Origin of the sequence: Saccharothrix obliqua, assembly GCF_019375475.1 — a bacterium.
GTDB classification, from domain to species: Bacteria; Actinomycetota; Actinomycetes; order Mycobacteriales; family Pseudonocardiaceae; genus Actinosynnema; species Actinosynnema obliqua.
Window position 1 is genome coordinate 1 of record NZ_JAHXGQ010000012.1, and the last position, 20,975, is coordinate 20,975.

The 20,975-nt window shown below is 72.9% G+C and carries 17 protein-coding genes; 7 read left to right on the top strand and 10 right to left on the bottom strand.

The features are described from left to right. On the top strand, positions 1-438 hold a 438-nt coding region (locus tag KZQ38_RS29925), incomplete at its 5' end, for an elongation factor 1-alpha C-terminal domain-related protein (RefSeq protein WP_443706245.1). A 140-nt stretch (positions 439-578) separates the two neighbouring features. Next, positions 579-2,582 (top strand): PQQ-binding-like beta-propeller repeat protein, encoded by a 2,004-nt coding sequence (locus KZQ38_RS29930; RefSeq protein WP_219446725.1) that lies wholly within the window; start codon positions 579-581, stop codon positions 2,580-2,582. Between the two features lie 35 nt (positions 2,583-2,617). Here the strand turns inward: KZQ38_RS29930 and KZQ38_RS29935 are convergent, their stop codons facing one another. From KZQ38_RS29935 to KZQ38_RS29945, 3 genes are all read right to left on the bottom strand, one after another. Then, positions 2,618-3,913, bottom strand: coding sequence for a M28 family metallopeptidase (locus tag KZQ38_RS29935; RefSeq protein WP_219446727.1), 1,296 nt, complete (start codon positions 3,911-3,913; stop codon positions 2,618-2,620). A gap of 555 nt (positions 3,914-4,468) precedes the next feature. Continuing rightward, complete coding sequence (locus KZQ38_RS29940; RefSeq protein ID WP_219446734.1) at positions 4,469-5,428, bottom strand: DNA polymerase domain-containing protein; 960 nt, start codon at positions 5,426-5,428, stop codon at positions 4,469-4,471. A 42-nt stretch (positions 5,429-5,470) separates the two neighbouring features. Further along, on the bottom strand, positions 5,471-6,667 hold the full coding sequence (locus KZQ38_RS29945; RefSeq protein WP_219446736.1) for an ROK family protein: 1,197 nt from the start codon (positions 6,665-6,667) through the stop codon (positions 5,471-5,473). A gap of 149 nt (positions 6,668-6,816) precedes the next feature. Here KZQ38_RS29945 and KZQ38_RS29950 point away from each other — a divergent pair, with 149 nt between their 5' ends. Genes KZQ38_RS29950 through KZQ38_RS29960 form a run of 3 tightly spaced genes read left to right on the top strand, consistent with a single transcriptional unit; the run spans position 6,817 to position 8,547 of the window. Next, positions 6,817-7,539, top strand: coding sequence for a GntR family transcriptional regulator (locus tag KZQ38_RS29950; protein WP_219446738.1), 723 nt, complete (start codon positions 6,817-6,819; stop codon positions 7,537-7,539). Between the two features lie 46 nt (positions 7,540-7,585). Continuing rightward, on the top strand, positions 7,586-8,059 hold the full coding sequence (locus KZQ38_RS29955; RefSeq protein ID WP_219446740.1) for a nucleoside/nucleotide kinase family protein: 474 nt from the start codon (positions 7,586-7,588) through the stop codon (positions 8,057-8,059). After that, positions 8,056-8,547, top strand: a complete 492-nt coding sequence (locus tag KZQ38_RS29960; RefSeq protein ID WP_219446742.1) for a hypothetical protein — start codon at positions 8,056-8,058, stop codon at positions 8,545-8,547. Before KZQ38_RS29955 ends, KZQ38_RS29960 begins: the two co-directional genes overlap by 4 nt. On the opposite strand, the gene KZQ38_RS29965 is transcribed toward KZQ38_RS29960, so the two are convergent. From KZQ38_RS29965 to KZQ38_RS29980, 4 genes are all read right to left on the bottom strand, one after another. After that, positions 8,528-9,049, bottom strand: a complete 522-nt coding sequence (locus tag KZQ38_RS29965; protein WP_219446744.1) for a GNAT family N-acetyltransferase — start codon at positions 9,047-9,049, stop codon at positions 8,528-8,530. The two genes, KZQ38_RS29960 and KZQ38_RS29965, sit on opposite strands and share 20 nt — an antisense overlap. A 255-nt stretch (positions 9,050-9,304) precedes the next feature. Further along, positions 9,305-11,053 (bottom strand): M28 family peptidase, encoded by a 1,749-nt coding sequence (locus KZQ38_RS29970; RefSeq protein ID WP_219446746.1) that lies wholly within the window; start codon positions 11,051-11,053, stop codon positions 9,305-9,307. A gap of 228 nt (positions 11,054-11,281) precedes the next feature. Next, positions 11,282-11,788, bottom strand: coding sequence for an OsmC family protein (locus KZQ38_RS29975; RefSeq protein ID WP_219446748.1), 507 nt, complete (start codon positions 11,786-11,788; stop codon positions 11,282-11,284). A 16-nt stretch (positions 11,789-11,804) separates the two neighbouring features. Further along, a complete protein-coding gene (locus tag KZQ38_RS29980) occupies positions 11,805-12,914 on the bottom strand; it encodes an LLM class flavin-dependent oxidoreductase (protein ID WP_219446750.1) in 1,110 nt (369 codons plus the stop codon). 242 nt (positions 12,915-13,156) lie between these two features. On the opposite strand from KZQ38_RS29980, the gene cph reads away from it, so the two are divergent. Next, positions 13,157-14,014 (top strand): capreomycin phosphotransferase, encoded by an 858-nt coding sequence (cph, locus tag KZQ38_RS29985; RefSeq protein ID WP_219446760.1) that lies wholly within the window; start codon positions 13,157-13,159, stop codon positions 14,012-14,014. Between the two features lie 49 nt (positions 14,015-14,063). On the opposite strand, the gene KZQ38_RS29990 is transcribed toward cph, so the two are convergent. Next, positions 14,064-15,293 (bottom strand): MFS transporter, encoded by a 1,230-nt coding sequence (locus KZQ38_RS29990; protein WP_219446761.1) that lies wholly within the window; start codon positions 15,291-15,293, stop codon positions 14,064-14,066. Between the two features lie 334 nt (positions 15,294-15,627). On the opposite strand from KZQ38_RS29990, the gene KZQ38_RS29995 reads away from it, so the two are divergent. Next, positions 15,628-18,027, top strand: coding sequence for a CLIPPER-2 domain-containing protein (locus KZQ38_RS29995; protein ID WP_219446762.1), 2,400 nt, complete (start codon positions 15,628-15,630; stop codon positions 18,025-18,027). Between the two features lie 588 nt (positions 18,028-18,615). Here the strand turns inward: KZQ38_RS29995 and KZQ38_RS30000 are convergent. After that, positions 18,616-19,470, bottom strand: coding sequence for an alpha/beta fold hydrolase (locus tag KZQ38_RS30000; protein WP_219446763.1), 855 nt, complete (start codon positions 19,468-19,470; stop codon positions 18,616-18,618). A gap of 117 nt (positions 19,471-19,587) precedes the next feature. Beyond that, a complete protein-coding gene (locus KZQ38_RS30005; protein ID WP_219447107.1) occupies positions 19,588-20,904 on the bottom strand; it encodes a M20/M25/M40 family metallo-hydrolase in 1,317 nt (438 codons plus the stop codon). Positions 20,905-20,975: the final 71 nt, after the last annotated feature.

Consider the following 20,975-nt stretch of genomic DNA (forward strand, 5'->3'; position numbering starts at 1 on the left):
GCCGAGGCCGCGGCGGGGCGGTCGGTGACGCTGCTGCTGGCGCACGACCTGGACGTGTCCCGGGGCGACCTGGTCGTGGGCGGGGAGCCACCGCGGGTGACCGACGAGTTCGACGCGACCCTGTGCTGGCTGGCCGAACGGCCGTTGACGCCCGGCGCGCGGGTCCTGCTCAAACACGGCACCCGCACCGTCCAGGCCGTCGTCACCGACCTCCACACCCGCTTCGACGAGCAGGAGCTGTCCAGTGTGGACAGACCGGGGACGTTGGCGTTGAACGAGATCGGTCACGTCGCGGTGCGCACCGCCGAACCGCTCGCGCTGGACGAGTACGCGCGAGTCCGGCGGACCGGCGCCTTCCTCGTCATCGACGCGGCGGACGGCGGCACGCTCGCGGCGGGTCTGGTCGGCGGGCCACCGACGACGGTGCCGGAGGGGTGAGCCATCCGGCCGGTACCCCCACCGGCGTGAGCCGGCTAGCCTGAACCCCTCGCGCGGCCGTGGGGGAGCGGTCCCGCGCGGCCGTTGGTCCGCCGGGGGACCCGAACCCCCGCGCGGCCGTGGGGGAGCGGAGGGCGGACATGCCGGCTGTTCACCGGACCGTCGTGGTGGTGGACGTCGAGGGCTTCGGTGACCCGGGCCGGACGACCGCCGACCAGGTCGCGGTGCGCGACGCCCTCTACGGCCTGCTGCGGGGTGCGGTCGAGCGGGCCGGTGTGCGGTGGGAGGACTGCCACCACGAGGACCGGGGCGACGGCGTCGTGGTGCTCGCGCCCGCCGACACCGCGAAATCGGTGTTCGTGGACGTCGTCCCGGACGCCCTCGCGACCGCGCTGCGGGAGCACAACGCGACCCACGGGTCCGCGCAGCGCATCCGGCTGCGCATGGCCGTGCACGCCGGGGAAGTGGCCTACGACCGGCACGGCGTCACCGCCCCGGCCGTGACGTTCACCTTCCGGTTGGTCGACGCCGAGCCGCTGAAGGCCGCCCACCGCGCGTCGCCCGGGTCGCTCGCCCTGGTCGTGTCGCCGTGGTTCTTCGACGAGGTGGTGCGGCACAGCCGGGTCGTGGACCCGGCGACGTTCCGGCCGGTCGAGATCGCGGTGAAGGAAACCACGACACGCGCGTGGATCGCCCTGCCCGACCACCCGTACCCCGCCGACCCGACGCGGCTCGCCGCCGCCACGCCACCCGCTGACGCCCGGCCGACCGGTGTGCACGTCGGCTCGGGCGTGACGATGCGCGGCAGCGTGATCGCCGGCCGGGACGTGGACCAGTCGCGCCGCACCCGGATCGGCATCGGCGGCCTGGTCCTGGCGCTGGTGCTGGTCGGCGGGTACGCCGTGCACCGGGCGGACCGCGACGTGGTCGGCGTGCCGCGGCCCGGCACCTCGGCTAGCGGCCCGGCGGCCACCACCCGGCCCGCGGCGTCGCCGGCCACCCGCGCACCGACCCGGTTCGAGCCCGGCCCGCGGGTGAGCGGTGTCGTGGCCGCGACGATCACCCTGGAGGGCGACCGGCTGCTGCACGTCACCGACAGCCGCCTGGTCGCGCTCGACCTGCGCACCGGCCGGGAGGTCGCGTCGGTGGCGCGTTCCGGCCCGCCGCCACGCGACGTGAGCCCCGCGGGGGCGCAGGCGCCGCCCGCGGTGGTGCGTGCCGGCGGGCGGACGATCGCCGTCGCCGCGTTCCCGACGCTCGTCGCGGGCAGCGGCACCACCCCCGACGGCCTGTCCGCCGAACTGGTGGCGATGGACCTGTCGACCGGGGAGGAGGCGTGGACGGGACGCGTCGCGACGCCGCGTGCGCCGACGTCCTACCCGTGGGTCTACGTCGCGGGCGCGTCCGACCGCACGGTGGTCGTGGTGGCGGGTGGCGAGCAGAGCACACCGACGTCCATCGGCGTGGACCTGGCCTCTCGCAAGGAGGTCTGGCGCGTCGACGGGTTCGAGACGGTGTTCGTGGACGGTTCCGCCGCGGTCGGCCGCGCGCAGACCGGCGGCTACTGGGACGCGCGGGGCATGGACGCCGAGGCGCGTGCCTTGGACGCGGCGACCGGAACGCAGCTGTGGGTGGGGCCGCGCACCGGCCAGGCGCTCCGGCTGACCCCGTTCGGTCCGGGCCGCGTGTGGGTGCACACCTCGGTGGCGGGCCTGTACCGGCACGACACCGTGCACGACACCGCGACCGGCGCGCCGCAGGACGTCGCGGGCTTCGAGGAGCGCCCGGACGGCGAGCCGCGGGCGTGCGCGCACGACCGGCAGCGGCTGACCGTGTGCCAGTTCGCCACCACCCGCGGCGGGATGCTCGCCGCGTACGACGGGAACGCGAACCGCCTGTGGACCCTGGGCGGTCCGGGTGACGCGTCCGGTCGGCTGGTGCCGAGCCTCGGCACGGCGTGGCACGGCGCCGTCTACGGCGCGCTCGACCGGCGCGGCCCGGTGGTGCTGGACGCGGTGACCGGCGCCGACCGCGACACCGCGCCCGGTGCGACGCCGACCATGGTCAACGAGCACGGCGCGGTGGTGGTCGAGGCCGACTCCAGGGGTTTCGCGGTGGTGGACTTCCTGACCGCCGAGCGGTGAGGCGGCGGTGCTCCCGCCGCTTCACCGCCGCCGGCTCAGAACTGGAGGTACCAGCTGTTGAGCGTGCCCACGTCCTGCGGACCGGCGTCGCGCACGCGGAGCTTCCACACGCCGTTGGCGGTCTCGCCCGACGCGTCGACGGTGTAGGTCGTCACGAGGTCGTCGGCGCTGTCGCTGCTGGAGTTCTGCACGCGGAACGCGGTGCCGTCCGGCGCGACCAGGTCGATCACCAGGTCACCCCGGTAGGTGTGCTTGATGTCCACGCCGACCACGAGCGCCGACGGCGCGTTGCCGGTGATGCCGGAGACGGTGATCGAGCTTTCCGCCGTCGACTGGTCGGGCAGCGGCAGGGCGTCGGTGTTCTCGAACTTGTCGCCGGGCTGGGTGCCGCCGGTGCCGGCGAGGTTCCACAGCGCGTAGGCGATCGCGTCGCTCATCCGGTCCAGCGAGGTGTTCTCGATGTTCGCCGTGGTGTCGCAGGAGCGGTGGTAGCAGCGGTCGAACGCCACACCGGCCTGGCCGCCCCACTTCGTCGCCTGCGCCGAGGTCTTCGTGCTCTCCGCGCCGGTGAACAGGCCGCCGACCGGGATGCCCGCCCGCGCGAACGCGGCGTGGTCCGAGCGACCGCCGACCGAGGTGAGTTCGGTCGCCACCTTGCCGCTGAACGCCGCCTGGAGCAGCTGCTGGAGCTGCGCCGAGCCACTGGGCTGGCCGCTCGCGCTGTAGACGAAGTAGCCGGGGTTCGGCGAGCCGATCATGTCGAAGTTCAGGTACGCCTTGATCCGCGACTTCTCGGCGGTGGGCAGCTGGCTCACGTAGTAGTTGGAGCCGACCAGGCCCAGCTCCTCCGCGCCCCACCAGCCGAACCGGAGGTGCTTCTCCGGCTTGAGGTTCTCCTTCGCCACGGTCAGCGCGACCTCCAGGATGCCCGCCGAGCCGGTGCCGTTGTCGTTGATGCCGGGACCCGCGCTGACGCTGTCCAGGTGGCCGCCGAGCATCACCGTGTTGTTGACGTCGCCGCCCGGCCAGTCGGCGACGAGGTTGTACCCGGTCGCGCCGTTGGAGGAGAACTGCTGGACCGTCGTGGTGTAGCCGGCGGCGTCGAGCTTCGCCTTCACGTAGTCCAGCGAGGCCCGGTAGCCGGGCCGGCCGTGCGCCCGGTTGCCGCCGTTGCTGTTGGCGATGCTCTGGAAGCTGTTGAGGTGCGCCTGGACGTTCGCCAGCGCGATGTCCGGCACCGCCAACGGCGCGGCGGTGGCCGCCGGTGGGGTCAGCAGTGCGGTGGCGAGCAGCAGGGCGCTCGCCAGCGGGGTTGCCCGCTTGAGGGACATGGCTGCCTCCGCAGGGTGTAGGGGATAGCCGCCTCAGAGCCTGCGACGTCCGCCCGAGTCACCGGTAGCGGCATTCGTCGTGATTCCGCGGGGGGAGGGCTGGCTCTGCTGTGACTATTGCTTCAGTGTTGACCAAAGAAAGCGTTCTTTGATCAGCCCGCCGGTAGGGGCGGAACCCGCCGACCAGAACCCTCGCTGGGGACAAGCCCGGCCGACCCCGCCGACCGAGTCCTGGGTACTCGGGGCGACCCGGGCGCGGAAAGCGCCGCCCGCGGCCGATTCCCGGCTACCCGATCCGACCGCGCTCCCGCTCCCGTACCCGCCGCACTTCGCCCCGCGCCCACCGCACTGCCATTCCGCCGCCGCGCCGCTTCGCCGCCGCGCCCTGCCGCGCCGCCCTGCCGCTCCGCCGCGCCCCCGGACCGCTCGCCCCCCGGACCGCTCGTGCCCCGCGTGTGCCGCCCGCCGCGCCGCCTGCCTTCGCGCTGCCCTCCGCGCGCCCCGGCCGCGTCCGTGTCGCGTCCGCGTCGCCGGCCCGCGTCCCCAGCCGGGCGGTCAGCCGCGGCGTTCGCGTGCGCGGCGCTTGCCCTCGTGCATGGCGACGACCCGCGCCACCGGGATCTCCCGCCCCTCGGCCACGAGGTCGTCCGGCAGCTCCTGCGGCGCGGGCAGGGCGGCGGCCCACGGGTCCGTCCCGCCGAGCAGACCGGGCGCGGTGCGCACGGTGAAGTCCCCGGGCGCGACGGAGTCGAGGTCGTCCCACGCCACCGGGAACGACACCGGCGTGCCCGGCCGGATGCGCGGGCTGTACGGGGCGACAACGGTGGCCCCGTAAGCACGCGTGGCGTCCAGGAAGACCTTGCCGCCCCGTTCCTCCCGGATGTACGCCGTGGTGGCGATGGTCGGGTCGATGCGTGAGGCACGCGCGGCGAGGGCACGGGTGGCGGCAGCCGCGTCGTCGTCGTGGGCGGAAACCGGCACGAACACGTGCAAACCCTTGGCACCACTGGTTTTCACGGCCCCGGTGAGACCCTCGTCGGCCAACGCCCGCTGGACGAGGCGCGCCGCGGCGACGACGACGTCGAACGCCTCGCCCTCCGGCGGGTCGAGGTCGAGCACCAGGTACTGCGGGCGCTCCCGGTCATCGGCGCGGCTGAGCGGCACGTGGTACTCCACGGCGCGCTGGTTGGCGAACCACAGCAGGGTCCGGCGGTCGTCGCACAGCGCGTAGTCGATGTTCCGCTTGGACGCGTCGGCCCAGATCCGAGTGGTGCGCACGAAGTCCGGCGTGTACTTGGGGACGTTCTTCTGCATGAACGGTTCCTGACCGGGCCGCACGCGCACCACGGAGAGCGGCCGTCCGGTGAGGGCGGGCAGGATGCGGTCGCGCACGGCGTCGAGGTAGTCGACCAGGTCGCGCTTGGTCGCCTCGGCGCCGTCGAACAGCGGTTGGTCCAGGTTGGTCAGCGAAACCCCGTCGCGCTCTTCGCCGTCCCGTGCTCTCGCGTTGGCCACGGGCACACCCTCCCCGGTCGTGTCCACGACGGCAAGCCGGGCTCAGAGCATGGCGGTGAGGCGTTCTTCCACGCGGTCCAAGGCCATCCGGACCGCGCCGAGCGCCACGTTGCCCGCGCCGAGCGCCGACACCCGCAGGTCGACCGGCACCAGCAGTTGGCGGCTGAGGCGGCGGCGGACGGCGTCGAACAACACGTCACCGGCGCGGGACACGCCGCCGCCGATCACCACCCGCTGCGGGTCCATGATCAGCAGCTGCACGGCGAGGCCGCGGGCGAACCTGGTCGCGATGGTGTCCACCACGGAGGCCGCGGCCGGGTCGCCCGCCGCCGCCGCGTCGAACAGGGGCGCGATGTCGTCGTCGGTGGTGAGGCGGTCGCGCAGCTCCCGGTCGCAGCGCTGCACGCCCAGGCGCAGGATCTCGCCCGCGCCCACCAGCCGCTCGAACGCGCCGAGCCCGTCGGCGGGCGGCTTGGGCTCGTCGTCCAGGTCGGTGACGAGGTCGATGAACCCGAGTTCGCCCGCGGCCGATGACGCGCCCCGGTAGGGCTTGTCGTCGATCACCATGCCGGTGCCGATGCGCTCGCCCCACTGGACGAACAGCAGGTTGTCGCCCGCTTCGCCACGCCACCGCTCGGCGACCACGGCGAGGTTGACGTCGTTCTCGATGCCCACGGGGCAGCCCAGCCAGTCCCGCAGGTCGGTGATCACCGGCAGGCTGGACCAGCCGGGGATGCTCGGCGCGAGCACGACCTCGCCGCGCTCGTGGTCGACGATGCCGGGCGTGCCGACGGCCGCGGCCCACAGGTCGGCGGGCGTCACGCCGGCCTCGGCGGCGACCTCGGTGAGCACGGTGCGCAGCACCGGTGCCATGTCGGGGTTGGGCGGGCTCGCGGCCTGGCGCTCGGCGAGGACGTTGCCCGCGAGGTCGGCGACCATCGCGAGCACCTTGTGCGGACCGATGTCGATGCCCGCGACGTGGCCCAGCTCGGCGCGGAACCTGGCCCGCTGGGCGGGGCGGCCGATCTGGTGCTCGGTGGTGCCGGAGAACTCGGCGATGCCCGCGTCGGACAGGGCGGTGAGCGCCCTGGTCACGGCGGGTCGCGACAGGCCGGTGGCCACCACCAGGTCGGACACCGTGGCGGTGTGACCCGCCGCGTCGCGCAGCGCGTTGAGGACGGCCGTGGCGTTGATCCGCCGCAGCACGTGCGGCCCGGTGGCCGCCGATCCGGTTGACACGCGCGCCTCGCTTTCGCACCTGTGCCGCGCACGCTAGCAGAGACAAACGCTTGACAAGTGGTCCAGACCATAGCACAGTATCGAACGGTTCGTTACTAAGTGCGCCCAGCTCACGTCCCTGCGGTGAGATTCGGCTTGGGGGAGGCGACGTGGAAGACGTGAAGTACCGGGTGATCGCCGATCACCTGATCGGTGCCATCGACCGGGGTGAGTACCCGGTGGGCACCGCACTGCCGACGTTGCACGAGTTGATGGACAGGTTCGGCGTGGCCAGGGGTACCGCGCGAGCCGCCGTCGCCGTGCTGGTGGCGCAGGGCGTGGCGACCTCCAAGCAGGGGTTGGGCACGCTGGTGTGCGGCACGACCGTGCCGCCGCAGCGCGACACGCCCCGCATCCTGCCCGACGGCGCGACGTACCCGAAGGTCGTGCTCAGCGGCTGGGCCGCCGCGGGTCCCGACATCGCGGGCCGGTTCGGCATCGGCACCGGCAGCCTCGTCGTGCACCGCATCCGGCACCACCACACCGGCGCCAGGGTCACCAGCATCGACCAGCAGTGGCTGCCGCAGGCCGTGGCGAGCACCATCGAGGAGCACACCGGCCACGACATCTCCGACCGGGTCAACACCCCGCACCCCGACCTGACGCCGCTGCTGCGCAACGCCGGCCTGGACCCGATCGTCGCCACGGTGCAGCTCGACGCGCGCCTGCCCACCCGGCACGAGGCCGACACCCTGGACATCCCGTCCGACGCGCCGGTCCTGGTCGTCCACCGCATCACGCACGGCTCGTCCGGGACTCCCGTCGAGGCCACCACGACGGTGTCGAGCACGGGCGGCACGGCCCCGAAGTTCACCATCCCCCTCACCGGCTGAAAAACCGCCGGCGTCGCTCCGCGCGCCTCCCCTACGGTTGGCGGCCGTGACGCGCTGCCTCTGGCTGATCGGCCCGTCCGGTGTCGGCAAGACCACCGCGGGCTGGCTGCTGCACCGCCGGTGGGCGGCGGCCTACGTGGACACCGACCAACTGGGCCTGTGCTACCCGACCCCGCCCGACGACCCGGGCAACCACCGCCTCAAGGCGGCCAACCTCGCGGCACTCCGCTTCCCGCCCGGCGATGTGGTGGTCTCCGGCGGCCTGCCCGACCGGGCGACGGCGCACGCCTACTTCTCCCGGCGTCCGGACTGGTCGATCACGGTGTGCCGGCTGCGTGCGAGCGAACCGGAGCTGCGTGCCCGCATCCTCGCCCGGGGCGGTCCGCTGACCGCGCTGGCCGACGAGGCCGTGGCCGACGCCCGCGCGTTGGACCGGGCGGATTTCGCCGACCTGGTCGTGGACACCGACGCGCTCACCGCCGACCAGGTGGTGGACCGGGTCCTGGCCGCGTTGACGTGAAGGCCGTCCACCTCACCGGTGCCCGCGCCGTGGGCAAGTCGGCCGTCGGCTGGGAGTTGTTCGGTCGAGCCCTGCGTGCCGGTCTTCCGGTCGCGTACCTCGACACGGCACAACTCGGCTTCCACGCCGACCCCGACCACCACCGCCACAACGTGACCGCCGTGGCGGCGAACCACCACGCGGCAGGTGCCCGCTGGCTGATCCTCACCGGCCCGCCCACGCCGGCCCCGCCCGGCGCCACCACCTGCCACCTGACCGCCACCCCGGAGGTGTTGTCCACCCGCCGCCTGCGCCGGAGCCGGGGCGAGGGCCCACCCATCCCGGGCGACGACCTCCGCGGCCTGACGGCGGCGCGGTTGGCCGAGCTGCCCGACACCATCCCCGTCGACGCGGACCTGACCGTGGACACCACGGGTCTGACCGCGGTGGAGGCGGCGGATGCCGTGCTGGCCCTGCTGCCGGACTGGTTCAGAGCTGTTTCGCGGTGAGCAGCGAGGTCCCGTGGACGTCGACCTCCGCCCGCCCGGTCTCGGTGAAGCCGACCTTGGCCAGCACCCGGCGGGAAGCGGTGTTCCAGTCCCACACCGAGGCCCGGAGGCGTTGGTACCCGGACGTCCGCGCCCACTCCACGACGGCGGACGCGGCCTCGGTCGCGTAACCCCGACCCCAGAACCGGCGCAGCAGCTCGAACGCCAACTCCGCCTCCCCGTCCGCTCCCGGTCCGACCAAGCCGCAGTAGCCGATGACGTCACGGGTCGTCTTGAGTTCGATCGCCAGCAGCCCGGCGGTCGTTGAGCGGTCGGCGCGGATGCGCTCCTCCAGCTCCGCGACCGTGGGGCGGCCGTCCGCGTCGATCCGGCGGTGCGGCGGCACGCGCGGGTCGCGCTCGGTCCACAGCTCGCGCTGGACCACGGCATCACCCACCCGCCAGGGCCTGAGCAGCAGGCGACTCGTCTCCAGCACGACCTCGCGGTCCGGCCCGATCGGCATGGCGAAACCCTACGCGCGGCCGAACCGCGGCGCGGTTTGGCAGCGGCGCGGTTGGCCGAGTTGCCGATCCGCCCCCGGTTCGCTCCCGGCGCTGTCGCCGGACCGGTTCACCGCGAGACGACCGGACGGACCTCCGCCCGGCCCGGTGCGGCGGACCGAAATGCCGATCCCCGGGCACTTGTCGGTCGCCGCCGAACCGCGGGGCGGCTGTCGGCGCGGCATGCCGGCAGACGCCCCGAACGGCTCAGCAGCGCGTCAGCAGGCGCCCTGGTCCTGCCACACGGCCCACGAACCCGGCGCGCCCGGCTGGGCACCCGACGAGTACCAGGTGGACTTCCACTTGTGGCCGTCGTACGACACCACGTCATCCGGCACGTAGTTCGCCGTGGCGTTCCACTCCTGGATACCGTCACACCCGCCCGGACCACCCGGCACGGTCAGGCTGTAGGTAGCCGTACGGGTCACCGAACCGGTACCCGACACGGTGATCGTGTACGTCCCAGAGGCAACCGACGAGCCGACCGACACCGTCGCCGTGGACGACGAGCCGGACTGCACGGTGGACGGGCTGAACGACACGGACACACCGCTGGGTGCGGAGGCCGACAGCGCGACGCTCTGCGCCGACCCCGACGTAGTCGCCGTGTTCACCGTGAACGTCCCGGAGGTACCCGCGCCCACCGACCCCGACGACGGGTTCAACGACAACGAGAAGTCGTTCACCGGCGGGTTGTCGTTGGTGACGGTCAACCGGTACGTAGCCGTACGGGTCACCGAACCCGCGCCGGACACGGTGATCGTGTACGTGCCGGAACCAACCGACGAGCCGACAGACACAGTCGCCGTGGACGACGAGCCGGACTGCACGGTGGACGGGCTGAACGACACGGACACACCGCTGGGTGCGGAGGCCGACAGCGCGACGCTCTGCGCCGACCCCGACGTAGTCGCCGTGTTCACCGTGAACGACCCGGAGGTACCCGCGCCCACCGACCCCGACGACGGGTTCAACGACAACGAGAACTCGTTGACCGGCGCGTCGTTGACGGCCTGCTTCCAGATCGTGTACGCGATGCCGTCGGACGCGCGGTCGAGTGCCGTCGCGTTGATGTTGGCCGTCGTGTCGCACGAGCTGTGGTAGCACGAGTCGTACGCCGCGTTGGCCGTGCCGCCCCACTTCGCGGCCTGCGAGCTGGTCTTGCGGTAGGACGCGCCGGTGGCGTAACCGGAGGACGGGATGCCCGCCCGCTGGAACGACGCGTCGTCCGACCGACCGGCGCCCTCGGTGTTCTCCTCGGGCGACAGGTTCAACGAGTTCCAGTATTCACGCAGCGGCGCGGCGGCGGCCGTGCTGATGTTGTTGATGAAGTAGCCCGCGTTGCGGGACCCCACCATGTCGAAGTTGTAGTACGCCTTGATCGCGGCCCGCTGCGTGCCGGACAACTGGCCCACGTAGAACCGCGACCCGTTGAGACCCTGCTCCTCGTCGGTCCACCAGGCGAACCGGACGTGCTTGGTCATCGTGGGCTTGCGCGCGGCGAGCTGGAGCGCGTTCTCCAGCAGCGCCGCCGAGCCCGAACCGTTGTCGTTGATGCCCGGACCCGCCGACACGCCGTCGAGGTGCGCGCCGAACATGATGGTCTGGTTCTCGTCGCCGCCGGGCCAGTCGGCGATCAGGTTGTTCGACACGTAGGTGCAGCCCGTGCACCGTTGCTCGGACACCGTGTAGCCGGCCGCCTGCAACTTGCCCTTGATGTAGGCCACCGACTGCGTGTAGCCGCCGCTGCCGGCGCGGCGGTTGCCGCCGTTGCTGTTGGCGATCGAGTTCAGCTGGGACAGGTGCGCCTGCACCGCGGCCACGTCGATGTTGGGCGGCGCGAGGGCCACCGCGGTCGCCGTCCCGCCCGGCTGCTGCTCGGCCTGGTTCGCCAGCGCGGGCGCCGCGGTCGTCACCAGGGCGACCAGCGCCGTGGCGAGAGCCGCGCCCAGGGTTCTGTGCTTCATCCGTTGCTCCTTGTAAGGCAGGGAAGTGCCCGGCCGCACCGCCCCGCAGGAAGGGCGGCCCCACGATCGGGGCACGGCCGAACCTGCGAAGCGTCGCATTCCGCGCGTCCCCGAACTAGGGCTTGCGGTAGGTACCGCGAACGGCGTCCGCCAGCCACAATTCAGGGTTTCCCCACTGCCGCCGGCAGGGTGCTCCGAACGTCCCTTGCCCCGCAACGGGAAGCGGCGTCAGGCCAACTCGACCCGCACGGGCACGGCGCTGCCGAGCGTGTGGCCGACGGGGGAGGAGGCGACGACCCGCGCGTGCAACGCCTCCAGCTCGTCCCGCGACGCGGGCGACTGGATGCGCACCCGCGCCGTGATCGAGTCGAACCCCGCGTGACCCTCCGCCAGGCCCAGGAACACCCGCAGGTCGACGTCGCCCTTCACGTCCACCGACAGGCTGTCCACGGCGATCCCGGCGACCGTGGCGTTCGCCGCGTAGCCCACGGCCAGGCAGTTGCCCAGCGCGGCGAGCAGCTGCTCCACGGGGTTGGGCGCGGTGTCGTCGCCACCGAGCGCGGTGGGCTCGTCGGACGGCGCCGGGTCGAACCCGCGCACCTTCGCCTCCGACCGGAACCCGCCGCGCCACGTCACGTGCGCCGCCCACGTCGTGCGGGCCTTCGCCTCGTCGTCCCGGACGGCGGCGACCAGCGCGCCCACCGCTTGGACGTCCACCTGGTTGAGCTGTGTCATGCGTGTCTTCCTCCGGTCACGGCGCGGTGCCCCACGCCTCGGCGAGCAGTTCGTAGGACCGGACCCGGTCCCGGTGGTCGTGGGTGATGGTGGTGATCACCAGCTCGTCGGCCCCGGTGGCGTCCCGGAGCTGCCGCAGCCGCGCCACGGCGGTGGCCGGCGAGCCGACGACCTGGGTCGTCACGCGGTCGGCGACCAGCGCCCGCTCATCGTCGGTCCACGTCAGCCCGTCCGCCTCCGCGGGCGACGGGTAGGGGATCGGGCCCCGTGCCGACCGGATGCCGCGCACCCACGCGGGGTAGCCCGCCGCGAGCCGCCGGGCCTCCGCGTCGGTCGGGGCGACCACCACGTCCGCCGACACCGCCACGTGCGGCCGGTCCAGCTCGGCGGACGGGACGAACGCCGCCCGGTACGCCGCCACCGTCTCCAGCACCGAGCCGGGGCTGATGTGGTAGTTGGCCGCGAACCGCAGCCCGTGCGCGCCGGCCACGGCCGCGCTCAGACCGGCGCTGCTGCCCAGCACCCACACCTGCACCGCCGCGCCCTCGCCGGGCACGGCGCGCACCGCGACGTCGCCGGTCGACCGGTACGTGCCCGCGAGCAGCGCGAGGACGTCGGCGACCTGCCGCGCGTAGTCGGGGGTCCGCGCGCCGGGCTGGTGCAGCAGCTCCGCCGCCAACGCCACCCGCTCCGCGGCGAGCACCCGCGGCGCGGCGGGCACCGGCAACCCGTTGGCGGGCGGTGGCGTCGTGACCGGTTCGCGGCGCGCGTACTCCGCCAACAGCTGCGGACCGGAGCGCCCCAGACCCAGGTCGAGCCGGCCCGGGTGCAGCGCGTCGATCAGCCCGAACTCCTCCACGGTGGCCAACGCGGTGCGGTGCGCGAGCTGCACGCCCGCCGAACCGAGCCGGATGCGCCCGGTCGCGGCGGCGACCAGGGCGATCGCCACGGCGGGCGACGCGCCCGCCACACCGGGGTTGAGGTGGTGCTCGGCGAACCAGTACCGGTGGTAGCCGGCGGCCTCCGCGCGACGGGCGAGGTCGACGGTGTCGCGGACCGCGTCGGCGGCGGTCGAGCCGGACGGCACGGGCACGAGGTCGAGCACGGAGAGCGGAACCGCGGGCATGATCCGCAGTCTGGGGGCGCGGCCCGGTGCGCGGGAACGGCCCACCACCCACTGGGACGGTGCGGGAACACCGGGAATAACCGGGCCGGCCCATGATCCGAACGCGTCTGCGCCGCATCGTCCCAACCCGTGAGCACCCCCGCCGCCCCGGAACACCCCATGTTCACGGAGTAGCCGCGCGGATGCGGAGGGTCAACAAAATTACTCGCCAATCCGTCGGCGTGACGGCAGTATCCGAAGACATGACCCTGCCCCACTACGTCGAAGCGGTCCGGCGCGCCCGAGCGGGTCGGGACCTGGATGACGTCAGCCTGCACGGTGGCCAGTTCCACGACGTGCTGATCGCGTCCGACCGGGTGTTCCGGTTCCCGCGGACGGCCGACGCCGCGGCCGAGCTGCCCGGTCGGGCCGCGTTGCTGACCGCCCTGGCGGACCTCGACCTCGGCGTCGACGTGCCCGCCCCGCTGTCCGATTTCGACCCCGACGCCCCGCTCGGCGACGCCTACCTGGTGCTCACCCGCGTGCCGGGCGCGCCGCTCGACCGGGCCGCCGCCACCGACCCGGCCGCGGTCGACGCGGTGGCCGCCGAGTTCGCCCGCGTGCTGCACGCCATGGCCACCGCCGACACCACGCGGCTGGGCGACGTCGTGCCGACCACCGACCCGGACCGGTGGGCCGGGTTCGCCGCCGGCGTCCGCGCCGAGTTGCACCCGCTGATGAGCGACGCCGGCCGGGACCGCGCCGAGCGGGAGCTGGCCGCGGTCACCGCCCTGGACCACGTCGCCACCGGCCTGGTGCACGGCGACCTGGGCGGCGAGAACGTGCTGTGGCGGCAGGAGGGGGAGGTGCCCCGGCTCACCGGCATCGTCGACTGGGACGAGGCCGCCATCGGCGACCCGGCCGAGGACCTGGCCGCGGTCGGCGCGAGCTACGGCCCCGACCTGCTCGGCCGCGTCATCGACCGGCTCGGCCTCGACCGGGCGGCCACCGTGCCCAGGACCACCGCGTACCAGGGGACGTTCGCGCTCCAGCAGGCCCTGGCCGCCACCCGCGACGGTGACGAGGAAGCGCTCGAGGACGGCCTCAGCGGCTACCGCTGAGCCGCACCCGCACCGACCGGCCCGCCGGCAGCACGACCCGGCGGGCCGGTCAGCCCGTTGACCGGGCGGGGTGGCGCAGGCCGCGGCTGACCGTCGCGAAGACGGCCAGGGCGAGCAGCACGGTCTCGTAGGCGAGCAACGTGCCGCCGGTGCCGAACAGGCCCAGCAGGACGCCGGTGAGCGCGTAGCCCAGCGGCAGGCTGCCCTGCTCGATGAACGTCAGGAACCCCTCGACGCGACCCAGCTCGCCGTTGGGGATGACGCTCATCAGGTACTTCACCTGGATCACGTTGAGGATGGAGATCTGGAACGAGATCAGGCCCCACACCAGGCCGGTGGCCCAGCCGGGCAGGTCGATCAGCAGCAGCAGGAACAACGCCGCGGTGAGCCAGTGCTTGCCGAGCACGGCGGGCAGCATCCCGATGCGGTCCTCCACGCGGGCGGCCACCATCGAGCCGAGGATGCCGCCGACCGCCGCGGCGGTGAACACGGTGCCGGTCTCGAGCCCGGACGCCCCGTTCTCCCGCACCAGCACGATCAGCAGCAGGCCGATCCCCGCGAACAGGAAGTCGCCGGCGGCGGTCAGCAGGGTCAGCGCGCGGATCAGCGGCCGGCCGAGGGTGACCCGCACGCCGGTGGTGAGGTCCTGCCGCCAGGACACCTCGGGGTACGGCTTGTCCGCGCCGAGCTTGGCCCGGATCGCCAGCACGCACACCATGATCGCCGCGAACGACACGGCGTCGACCAGGAACGGCGACGCGGGGCCGGCGGTCTCGAACAGCAGGCCCGCCAACGGCGGCGCGGCGATCGCGGAGATGCCCCAGATCGTCTCGCTCTGGGCCGCCGCCTCGCCCAGCTGGTCTTCGCCCGCGATGCGCGGCAACGCCGCCGTGTCGGCGATCCGGTACACGGTCGCCGCGACGCTGTTGACGAAGGCGACGACGTACAGGTGCGGCAACGCGAGTTCGCCCACCCAGTACGCCACCGGGATGGACGTGATGGACAACGCGCTCACCACCGAGCCGCCGACCATCAGCGCCCGCCTGGACATCCGGTCGACGAGCACGCCGATGGGCAGGCTCAGCAGCAGCGGCGGCACCGCGGCCACACCACCCACCAGACCCGCGTGCACCGGTGACCCGGTCAGGAACAACACCAGCAGCGGGAACGCGATGAGCGTGACCTCGTCGCCGATGGCGGACAGCACCGTGCCGCCCCACCAGAACCGGAAATCCCGGTTGTCACGCAGTCCGCGCGGCTTGTCGTCCACGGTCGCCACGGGCTTTCCCCTCGAACAAGGGAGTTGCGTCGCGTAGTCAATCACCTGCGCCGTGGCGGGCAACTGCTTTTCGGCGGCGAGCACTCGCGGAGAGTTGTCGTGTCATGCAAACACCACCTGTCGGGGCGGTTCACCTCGACCAGGGTGAAGAGACCGAGTGGTGGTTCGGCGGTGCGTGACGAATCCGCCCGCCGGCGACCGCACGGCCAGGTTGACCACGTTGGCCCTCCCGCGCCAGCGGGTCACGCTGAGTGCGCACCGGCATGGGCTTGATCCGGTACGACCCGCGAAACCCGATTACGTTGCGCACTGTTTCCGTGTTCTGGAGGGCAGCATGGCGATACGGGGAGCCGGCCGCCGCGTCCCGCGGCGCACCGGTGCGCGCAAGGGGATCGCGCTGGGCGTCGTCGTGGCCGTGGCCGGGCTTTCGGGCGCGATCGCGGCGCCGCCCGCGTCGGCCGAACCGGGCGTGCCGAGCCCCCCGATCCCCGTCTACGCCGAGAACTTCGACAACAACCCCAACACCGGCTCGCCCGGCAAGCTCGACGGCTACGCCGGGGCGACCGGGCAGCGGTACGCCGCCGACCCCAAGTGGCTGACCAACTGCAACGGCTACATCGCCTCGGCGTCGCAGCCCGTGGACGACCCCGGCGCGTTGTCGCGCGCCGAGTGCTGGAACCAGAGCAACTGGAACCGCGTCCAGCAGTTGTCCTACGCCCTGGGCAAGCACGCGGGGCAGTCCGATGCGCAGGCCCGCGGGAACCAGGCGGTGTCCGCGTACACCAGCGCCGACCCGGGCGCGGGTCTGGTCGAGTTCCGCACGGTGGACAACGTGCCGTTCACGGCGCGGAACCGGTTCCTCACCTTCAGCGTCGACGTGGCCGCGCTGAACTGCGAGGTGTCCACCCCGAGGTTGCAGTTCTACCTGGTGGACGACGGCGGCAACCGGACGGCGGTCGGCTCGGAACTCGACGGGTGCACCGGCGCGGCGGAGATCTCGGTACCCCCGCTGGGGACCGTGGCGGCGACGGCCGTCGGCGTCGAGACCTACACCGCCAACAGCGCGGTGCTGGTGAGCGGTTCGTCCGTCGGTGTCGCGATGGTCAACAACAACGGCAGCGGGGCCGGCAACGACCACGCGTTCGACAACATCCGCATCCTCGACGTCACCCCGAACCTCGACAAGGCGTTCGACCCGCCGTCCGTGCTGCCGTACGAGACCAGCCGGGTCACCTTCACCATCACCAACACCAGCGAGCTGGGCGCCAAGAACGGCTGGTCGTTCACCGACCGGCTGCCCGGCGGCCTGGTCGTCACCGACCCGGCCGCGACCACCGACTGCCCCGCCGGCCAGGTCACCGCCACCTCCGGCAGCGACACGGTGACCGTGCGCGGCGACCTCTCGGTGGGCATGACCTCGTGCACGGTCACGCTGAACGTCACCGGCACGCAGCCCGGCAAGCACGTCAACGGACCGGACAACATCACCACCTCCGGCCTGAACCCGGCACCGCCCGCCACGCTGGAGATCATCCCCCAGCAGCCCGGGTTGACCGTGGCCAAGACCGCGTCGCCGGCGGCGGTTTCGGCGGTCGGCGACACCGTTACCTACACGTTCACCGTGACCAACACGGGCAACGTCGCCCTGGCCAACGTCACGCTGACCGAGGGCGCGTTCTCCGGCACCGGCGGCAAACCCGTCGTCAACTGCCCGCCGGAGGCGTCGTCGCTCGCGCCCGGCAAAGTGCTCACCTGCACGGCGACCTACCGCATCACCCAGCCCGACCTGGACTCCGGCCGCGTCACCAACTCGGCGTTCGCCGAGGGGACACCGCCCGGCGCCACAACACCAACCAGGTCCCCGGAAACCCAGACCGCCGTGGACACCGACCGGCGGCCGGGTGTGAGCGTGATCAAATCGGCGTCGGCGGACGGCGTGGACGCGGCGGGCGAGGAGGTCACGTACTCGTTCTCGGTGACCAACACCGGCAACGTGACGTTGACCGAGGTGCGGGTGGACGAGGCGGCGTTCTCCGGCACCGGCGCAGTCCCGGCAGCCACCTGCCCGCCGGGTCCACTGGCCCCCGGCGCAACCACAACCTGCACCGCCACCTACACGGCAACACAGGCCGACGTGGACGCCGGGCGGATCACCAACTCGGCAACCGCGACCGCCACACCGCCGGCCGGCCTGCCCCCTATTACGTCGTCCCCTTCCGGTGCCGAGGTGACCATCCCGCGGACCGCATCGCTAACCATGACGAAGTCGGTCTCGCCCGCTGAGGTGCGCTCGCCCGGTGACACCGTCACGTACTCGTTCTCGGTGACCAACACCGGCAACGTGACGTTGACCGAGGTGCGGGTGGATGAGGTGGCGTTCTCCGGCACCGGTGCCGTGCCGGCAGCCACCTGCCCGCAGGGTCCACTGGCCCCCGGCGCAACCACAACCTGCACCGCCACCTACGAACCGACCCCAGCCGACATGGCCGCAGGCGGGGTGTCCAACGTCGCCACCGCATCCGGCACCGGCCCCGACGGCGCCCAGGTCACCTCCGCGCCCGGCGCGGTGCACCTGACCGTCGCCCCGGCCGCCGCCGGCCCTCCCGCCGCCGAGCCGTTGGCGAGCACGGGCTACCACCCCGGCCTCCCTTTGGCAGTCGGCCTGCTCCTCCTGCTCATGGGCGGCGGTGCGTACCTGATCACCCAGATCCGCCGCGAGAACGCTCGGCTCTGACGTGGACCCGGGCCGCCTCGTCGCATTCGATCTGTTCGACTTCCGTAGGCCGTTCAGTGCGCCTTCATGAGGCTGGACGGACGTGACCAGCGCAAACACCTTGTCAGGTGAATGGTTCATTTGGTTGTCACGGATTCGAAAGGCCACCTGATATAGCGAAACGGACGCGATCCGGAAACTTTTCGGCGGGCAAATTCGTTGCCGTAAAGAAGAGGAGGCGGCACGGCGGGAGGCAACGAGGCACCAGGCACACGCACGCGGGGTTGAACGCTGCCCAGATGCGGACGCGTCCGCCGCACGCTCAGCCAACCCACCGCAGCCCACCGCACGCCGAATCCACCAGCCACACGCCGGCCGCCGCACCCAGCTACATGCCGGACCCACCAGCTACGCCGGATGCCGGAGCCATCGGACACCGGACCCGCCACCAGCCCGCACATCGACCCACCAGCCACCCGGATCAACGACGCGCGGGACACCGCCCGGTTTCCCGAGCGAACCAGTCGCCCAGCGAGTGCCCAGCCAGTCGCCCAACGCGAGCCGGCCGCTGAACGCGAGCCAGCCGTCCAACGGAGCCAGGTGATCGAGCTAGTCACTCAACGCGAGCCGAGTGATCAGCGTCGCCAGCTCGGCGGGGCGTTCCAGCGGCAGCATGTGCCCGGCGTCCGCGACCACCACGGCCTCACCGCCGACCGCCGCGGCCAGCGCGTGCGCGTCGGACTCCGGGCACAGCCGGTCCTCGTCGCCGACGACCGCCACCACGGGCCGCTCACCCGCGACGGTGAGCGCGGCCTCCCGGTCGTACCGGTCCACCGCGGGCCGGAACAACGCGACCGTCTCCGGCCAGTGCGCCCGCACCATCTCGGCGGTCAGCGCCACGTCCTCGGCCCGCGGCTGGTCGCCGAACAGCCACCACCGCAACCCGGCGACCTTGGCCGGTTCGACCCTCTCGCGGACCGCGCGCACCAGCGGGCCGAAGGCGCGTTCCAGCTCGCGCACCAGCTTGCCCAGCGCCTTCGGCCAGGCGAGCGAGGTCTCCGCGGCCCCGGTCACGGGTGTGGCGACGAAGACCACCCCGGCCACCCGCTGCCGGTACAGGCGGGGGCGCCGCTCGGCCATCGCCAACGCCGCCATGCCGCCCATGGAGTGCCCGACGACGACCACGCGGCCGGTCGTCGCCTTCTCGACCACCTCGCCGAGGTCGTCGCCGAGCTGCTCGACGCGCGCCGACCCCCGGCGAGCGGTCGCGGACGCGCCGTGGCCGCGGTGGTCGTAGGTGACCACCCGGAACCCCGCGGGCAGCTCGGCGACGACCCGGTGCCAGCTCCGGCTGTCCAGCGCGTAGCCGTGCGCCAGCACGACGGTCACCTCGGCATCCGGCGGGCCCGTGCGCACCACGTGCAGCTCGGTCCCGTCGTCCATCCACACCCGCTCGCCGATCATGCGCCCTCCACCCCTCACGCCGCGCCCGCCCGCTCAAAGCCCCACCGAGGTCCAAGCCCTCACCGAGGCCAACGAACGGGCGAACCGGACGTCACGAGCGAACGCGCGGACCAGGCGTCACGAGTTGCGCAGGAACCGGTCCAGCACGCGGACGCCGAACTGGAGCGCGTCCACCGGCACCCGCTCGTCCACGCCGTGGAACAGCCCGGAGAAGTCGAGGTCCGCGGGCAGCTTCAGCGGCGCGAAGCCGAAGTTGCGGATACCGAGCTGCTGGAACGACTTGGCGTCCGTCCCACCGGACAGCATGTAAGGCAGCACCTTCGCGCCCGGGTCCTCCGCCGTGATCGACGCCGTCATCGCGTCCACCAACGCCCCGTCGAACGTCGTCTCCACGGGCGGCAGCCCCAACCACTCCCGCTCCACGTCCGGCCCGAGCAGCTCGGCCAGCTCCCGGTCGAACGCCTCCTCGCGGCCCGGCAGGATGCGGCAGTCCACGGTGGCCTCCGCGATCGACGGGATCACGTTCGCCTTGTACCCGGCGGAGAGCATCGTGGGGTTGGCGGTGTCCCGGATCGTCGCGCCGATCATCCGCGACAGCGCGCCGAGCTTGCCGATCGACCCCTCCAGGTCGTCCTCGGGGAAGTCCAGGCCGGTGATCTCCGAGACGCCGGCCAGGAACTCGCGCACCGACGGCGTCAGCACCACCGGGAAGCGGTGCTGCCCGAGCTTCGTCACGGCCGCCGCGAGCTTCGCCACCGCGTTGTCGTGGTGGATCATCGAGCCGTGGCCCGCGGTGCCCCGCACCCGGAGCTTGAGCCAGCGGATGCCCTTCTCCGCGGTCTCGACCAGGTACGCCCGCACGTCGTCCTTCAACGTGATGGAGAACCCGCCGACCTCGCTGATCGCCTCGGTGACGCCCTCGAACAGCTCGGGCCGGTTGTCCACCAGCCACTTGGCGCCGTAGACGCCGCCCGCCTCCTCGTCGGCCAGGAACGCGAACACGATGTCCCGCGGCGGCACGACGCCGTCCCGCTTGAAGTGACGCGCGATGGCCAGCGACATGGCCACCATGTCCTTCATGTCGACCGCGCCGCGACCCCACACGTAACCGTCCTGCACCGCCCCGGAGAACGGGTGCACCGACCACTCCGACGCGTCGGCGGGCACCACGTCCAGGTGCCCGTGCACCAGCAGCGCGCCCCGCGACGGGTCGGCGCCGCTCAACCGCGCGACGACGTTGCCGCGCCCCTTCGCGCCGGACTCGACGTAGGTCGTCTCGTAACCGACCTCGGACAGCTTCTCGGCCACCCACTCGGCGGCGGCGCGCTCACCGACCAGCGTGTCCGGATCCCCGGTGTTGGTCGTGTCGATCCTGATCAGTTCGCTGGCGAGGCTGACGACCTCGTCCTGCGCCACCCGGAGGCCCTCTTCCACGTTGCTCACCCGGCCTTCCTACCACTGGTCGGCGACCGGGATCGGACCAGGCCACGTGCTGGGAACCCACC

Bases quoted from the DNA above. Each gene is read 5' to 3' on its own strand.
- KZQ38_RS29930 (WP_219446725.1), top strand. From the start codon at position 579: ATGCCGGCTGTTCACCGGACCGTCGTGGTGGTGGACGTCGAGGGCTTC.
- KZQ38_RS29935 (WP_219446727.1), bottom strand. From the start codon at position 3,913: ATGTCCCTCAAGCGGGCAACCCCGCTGGCGAGCGCCCTGCTGCTCGCC.
- KZQ38_RS29965 (WP_219446744.1), bottom strand. From the start codon at position 9,049: ATGCCGATCGGGCCGGACCGCGAGGTCGTGCTGGAGACGAGTCGCCTG.
- KZQ38_RS29970 (WP_219446746.1), bottom strand. From the start codon at position 11,053: ATGAAGCACAGAACCCTGGGCGCGGCTCTCGCCACGGCGCTGGTCGCC.
- KZQ38_RS29975 (WP_219446748.1), bottom strand. From the start codon at position 11,788: ATGACACAGCTCAACCAGGTGGACGTCCAAGCGGTGGGCGCGCTGGTC.
- KZQ38_RS29980 (WP_219446750.1), bottom strand. From the start codon at position 12,914: ATGCCCGCGGTTCCGCTCTCCGTGCTCGACCTCGTGCCCGTGCCGTCC.
- cph (WP_219446760.1), top strand. From the start codon at position 13,157: ATGACCCTGCCCCACTACGTCGAAGCGGTCCGGCGCGCCCGAGCGGGT.
- KZQ38_RS29995 (WP_219446762.1), top strand. From the start codon at position 15,628: ATGGCGATACGGGGAGCCGGCCGCCGCGTCCCGCGGCGCACCGGTGCG.
- KZQ38_RS30000 (WP_219446763.1), bottom strand. From the start codon at position 19,470: ATGATCGGCGAGCGGGTGTGGATGGACGACGGGACCGAGCTGCACGTG.